The sequence below is a fragment of the Gammaproteobacteria bacterium genome (assembly GCA_003696665.1).
In the GTDB taxonomy this organism is placed as follows: domain Bacteria; phylum Pseudomonadota; class Gammaproteobacteria; order Enterobacterales.
The window spans coordinates 1-5,665 of record RFGJ01000109.1 but is presented as its reverse complement, the minus strand read 5'-3'; the positions used below and the strand labels follow the sequence as shown (position 1 = coordinate 5,665).

The 5,665-nt window shown below is 55.5% G+C and carries 3 protein-coding genes; all 3 read right to left on the bottom strand.

The genetic code is table 11. From position 1 onward, the window contains the following. A partial coding sequence (locus tag D6694_03655) for a DEAD/DEAH box helicase (protein RMH46374.1) occupies positions 1-2,632 on the bottom strand: 2,632 nt, incomplete at its 3' end. 233 nt (positions 2,633-2,865) lie between these two features. Then, positions 2,866-3,873, bottom strand: coding sequence for a hypothetical protein (locus tag D6694_03650; protein ID RMH46373.1), 1,008 nt, complete (start codon positions 3,871-3,873; stop codon positions 2,866-2,868). Between the two features lie 559 nt (positions 3,874-4,432). Beyond that, positions 4,433-5,665, bottom strand: a 1,233-nt coding sequence (locus D6694_03645; protein ID RMH46372.1) for a hypothetical protein, incomplete at its 5' end; no start/stop codon positions are given.

Below are 5,665 nucleotides of genomic sequence, written 5' to 3'. Positions count from 1 at the left end.
GAACCTCATCTCGGGCATTAATTTCCACAAACTGCATTCGTCGTGAGAGTACTCTTCGTTCGGGCTTCGAGTCAGTGCGTCCATCTCGTATGGTATGTTCCAGATAGAAGAGTGCTCGCGGTGTATCGCTGATATCGTTGGCATCCACTAGAATAGTTCCTTGACGCAGTAAATCGCGATAGCGTTGCAAAACAAGGTCTGTGACAGCGTCCATTAAGGGATGCCCAGGGCAAATAAATTCAGCGGTCGGTCGGCCTGAGATGTGAATAGATTCTTTGTGGAATGTAATACGCTCGTACTTGGGCAACACAGCGTTTACCCGTCCGAGCCGCTGGGCTTGTTTACGGATGACTGCCGGAACGCGAGTGATTTCATAGCGCTGACGCTCGCGGGGATACATGCGTCCCCCCAAATGTTCAAAAGCGGCCTTAAAGAAAGACTCAACGAAATGGGGCTGTAGGCGTCTAGCCTGTGCGCGTTCAAAATCCTCGCGGATTTTGCGGACTTGAGATGTGTCTAACGCGTCGCGTGCCAGAGCATTATTTTCCAGCAATTGGCGTACCCGTTCCTGGTCTACCAGGTTGTCAATAGCCTTGTCTAATTTCGCTCGCACTTCAGGGCGGTCACCGTAACGTATCGCATCCAGTAATAATTTGCGCAGGCTGGTCTCGCGAAAGATTTGTCCTAATACATCAAAGACGCTGTCCCCCAAGGTTGCTCGCTGTCTCTCAATTTTCTTGAGTAGTCGCGCATAGACATCCCCCTCACGCGTTTCATCGGCAACCAAATTCCAGAGGTGGCAGACCTCAGTTTGTCCAATGCGGTGAATACGACCAAATCGTTGCTCCAAACGGATAGGGTTCCAGGGCAAGTCATAGTTGACCATCAGATGGGCGCGTTGCAAATTGATACCTTCTCCGGCAGCGTCGGTGGCTACCAGGATAAGCACATCTTTGTCTTGCACGAATGCATTTTGTATTTGCCGTCGTTGGTCACGTGGCAAGCCGCCATGAATAGTGACGACTGCTTCTTGGCGCCCTAACAGGCTACGAATTTTTTCTGCCAGGTAATTGAGTGTATCCCGATGTTCAGTGAAAATGACTAACTTGCGTCTTTCCCCGTCGGCGTCGAACATTTCTTGCTGGTCTTGCAATAAGCGAGAGAGTTCGCGCCATTTTCGGTCTTCCCCACTGTGGCGAACTCGCTCCGCCAGTGATTCTAGTCTTTGCAAGGTTTGAATTTCGGCTTCTAGTTCGGCAATGGTTTGGGCTGTCGTTGCCCGATCTAGCACCTGGCTGAACAGTTGTTCCAGTTCGTTTTCCGGAACGTCTTCCAGGTCTTCCATGTCTTCTTCGTCGTATGCGGGCACGTCCGACAAGAGATCTAACCGAGCGTTTTCCCCGCGTTGCAAGAGTCGTGTTTCCCTTAAGCGGCTTTTTAAACGCTCTCGTCGACGGCGCAGCGATTGGTAAATTGCTTCGGGGCTGGAGGCCAAACGCCGCTGTAGGATAGTCAAAGCAAAACCGACTGACCCTTTTCTCCCACCCTCCAATTGTTCAGCACGATTAAATTCCTCTCGCACATAGGTCGTTACTGCTTCATAAAGCGCGGCTTCCAAATCCGAGAGGCGGTATGTAACTGTGTAAGCGCGTCGCTCTGGAAAAAGTGGGCGTCCGTCAAATTTGCGCAGTTGTTCTTTTGTCAGGCGGCGCATGACATCGGAGACATCAGTACTATGGACTCCTTCTCGATAACGCCCTTCGAAACGGTCAGCATCCAGCAACCCCATGAATAATTGAAAATCCTCCTCCTTACCATTGTGTGGCGTTGCTGTTAGCAGTAGGAGATGGCGGGTGTGCTGCGCCAACAATTCCCCCAAGCGGTAGCGTTTAGTATAACGCACTTCTCCTGCCCAAACGGAGGCTGACATTTTGTGCGCCTCATCTACTACTACCAAGTCCCAGTCTGTTTGCTTAAGCTTCTCCTTCAGGTTGTCGTCCCGGCTAAATTTGTCTAGTCTCCCAATAACAAGGGACATTTCCTGAAGTGCGTTTCCAGTCCGAGCCGCGTTGATACGGTCGTTTGTCAGAATTTCAAATGGGAGTTGAAAGCGCTGCCAGAGTTCATCTTGCCACTGTTCCACCAGGTTGCCCGGTGCAATGATTAGGCATCGTTCCAGGTCACTGCGTAACATGAGTTCCTTTATATACAGTCCAGTCATAATGGTTTTGCCTGCTCCAGGATCGTCTGCAAGCAGGAAACGCAGTGGCTGGCGGGGCAGCATTTCCCCATAGACCGCGGAAATTTGATGCGGTAGCGGCTCCACTAAAGAGAGATGCACGGCCATCCAGGGGTCGAAAAGATAGGCCATACGGATACGATATGCTTCAGAAACCAGTTTGAATCTGTCTCCATCGCTGTCAAATGCCCACGGAATCCCGGCCTCAACGACCTCCAAATCATTTTCGCGGTCGCGATAGAGCAATTCTGTATGAGGTTGGCCAAGCGCATCGTGATAGGTTAACTCCAGCACATCTTTGCCGAACCATTTGACAGAGACCACTGTAACAGGCCCGGTGGGGTCAATACCTATAATTTTTGCGTCTGGTTTGATGTCTTCGAGTGTGGACATGCTAAAAATTCCTTGTGTAATATATGTTTGTTCTTTTCTTGAAGAAGACGGTGCTCGTTGGAATATCCCCGAACTCAAACTGGCTGGAGACCCCTTATCATTTTCATTTTGTCCATATAGAGTTTGCAAAGCGACGTGGTCGTTCCAAGATGCAAGGGTAAGCCGCCTCAACCCCATGCATCTTTTTGATTGCTCTATAGGTGTCGCATAATTGTACCCCAGGATGGTTCTTGTTACGATGTTAAATTCGTCGCACAATCTCTCTTGTACGACGCCAACCCCCTGAAAGGCGTCGCACAAGAGTGTGTTTTCGGGGTGCTAACGGCGAAAAAAGATGTCGCATAAGCGAAAGCCCCCGGGAATCTGTCACAGGACTCCTGGGGGCTTTTTTTGTGTTTTCTTGTCTTGCCAACGCTCACATCATCCGCAATCAACACCCCCATATTGTGCTTGTCGTTTTGCTGAACCGCCGCCCAAATGGCATCAAGGTTTGCCTCAACGCTTATCGCTCCGCGCCGTAATGCCCCCATCACTGCCTCATGCGGACGGTATGCCGCCTCCAATTCCGGCGCATCAATGCCCGCTAGAGATTTACACTCAACCAATGGAGTCGGGTGAGTATGAAAGTCCTCCGGCGCTATTGGGCTTCTTGGTACATATAAGTCAAAACCTCCATCACTTGCAATTGCACGTCGAGCGGTTTCAAAGCGGGTCCGTACCGCGTCTGGTAATCGTTCCATTCGCGCACGAACGCGGTCAGAAAGTCTTCCTTCGACTCCCACCACGTCGGAACCCACACATCTCCCTTCTTTTGTGACATTTGCAGTCCCAGAACGAACTCCTCCGTGTCCAGGTCGTCCACCAGCAGCGCCGCCGCTTCCCGTTCCCAGTCGCCCCCCAACGGCGGCTGAGGCACCACCAGCAACGGGTTGCTCTTCGCCAGCAATTTCAACTCCCGCATTTTTTCCAATGCTCCCGCCACGCCGTGCTTTGCTGACGGCTGGGGCTTCCGACTCCAGCTTTGGCGCTTCTCCTGGCTTGTTGCCTGTGGTTTTTTGTTGCTGCTCACCTTCCTGCTCCTTTCTCAATAGCACCGGGTCACGTAAACCGCTTTCTTCCGGTGCATCCTGTATACGTTTCTCCACAACTGGAGTCTCATACGCCTCCACGTTTTTCAAATACGCACCCTGCAATAAATCTACTCTGTCACCACCGATCGCGGGACGCAAGACACCAGCCATCGTCTACGGTTTGTCGTCCGTCGTCGCCGCCAGGCGGACGGTTGTTGACCATGACGAAGTTCCCCTCCCCCTTAGGGGGAGGGCCAGGGGTGGGGGAAAGGTGCCAGGTGCCCACGTACGGCGTGCAGGGTGCGACGTGCGCGGCCACCGTCCACCGTCTGTCGTCCGTCGTCGCCGCCGAAGGCGGCCGTGAGGGGTAGGGGAGCGGCGTCAAATTGTAGGCAACGAGAATGGGCGCTCAATTGCCCGGTTCAGGCAACAAGTGCAAGGGTGGCAGCGATTCGCTGCCACCCGGTGGAGAACGCCGTATTCTCCATGTCAATCGATTGCCATGGCAGCTTTTACGGGATGCAAGAGATTTTTGGGAGCATAAAAGGTTGTTGGGGTTCACGCGAGATGGGTAGGCGACGGCATTGCCGTCACCTACCCCGACCAACAACTCTTTAGTGCACCCAGATTTTCCGATTGCTCAACGCGGAGTTGCCATTGCGGTCTGTCGTAGCGGTGGATGTCGTTCCCGCTGGCAACTCCGTCACCGGTTCTGGTTCTGCCAACACCCTTACCGCACCACAGCGCTGTTCTTCAAAATCAGCGGCAGGTATAGGTATGTCTGCCGTCTCGCCGGGCAGGGACTGTCCGGCCCCGTCACTGCCGCCAGGTTGTTGGCGTAGTTCACTTCGGCCAGGCTCCGGTCCGGGTTGGCCTGGACATACACGCCGCAGGTCAACGGTCCGGCGGCCTGCCCTGTCAGCCGCACCGCCTCCCCCGGCGCTAACGAAGCCACCGTCTGCGTGAAGAGCAGCGCCGATCCATCCAGCGTCCAGTTGTCGTAAAAGTTCACGACCACATTCGTTGCCGTTGCCGACCCCACATTGTACAGGGTGGCCGTAATCAGGGTAGTCGTCGCCGTCAACGGTGTGGTCGTCAAATCGTATGGGCTGAGCAGCAAGTCCGGCCGGATTGCCAGCGGCAGGACGGCATGATTGTTGGCGGTAAAGGTCTCGGCAAAATCCGCCTGATTGGGATTGGCTGCCGCTGCCAGGGTGTAACTGCCCTCGGCCAGCGCCGCCGCATCCCAGGGCGTGGTCAGCGTCACCGTCTCGCCCGCCGCCAATGCCGGAATCGTCTGCGTGACCAGCAGCGTGCCGGTGATGCTGCCCTGGTAATAAGCCAAGGTAGCCATCGGCGCGGGCGTTGCCCCGACATTTTGTACCACCGCCTGCAGGCCCACCTGGCTGCCGCCCCAGTAATCCACTCCGGCGCCGGTCAGCGCCAGGTCGGGGCCAAATGCCGCCAGGCTGGCCGTGTTATCCGTCTCGTCCACTTCGGGGATGGCGTCTGCCGGGTCGGCCACGGCATACAGCCGCCCCGCGCCGCCGTTCGAAGGTACGGTAAAGGTCGTGGTCAGCGTGGCCGTGTAGCCCGCCGCCAGCGTGCCGCTCACACCGGTGGTGCCAATCAGCGTGCCACCGGTGTTGGGGTCGCCGTCGTAAAAACTGACCGCTGCTCCGTCAAGGGCCCAATCGCCGTTGTTTTGCAGCGCGGCGCTGATGACCACGCTGCCCCCCGGCGCCGGGTGGTCATCGGAAACGGACAGGCCCGCCAGAGTCAGGTTGCGGTCGAAGGTGTGGGAGAGGGTCATCAGGTCGGTCTGCCCCTCTGTGGGCACGGTGAAGGTGACCACCTGACCGGTGCCGCTGATGGTCGTCGTTTGGGTAATGGAGGAAACGGCGGTGACGGCGTAGCCCATCAGCAGCCGCCCGGTGCTGTCCAGCCCCGGCGCGGGGTAGTT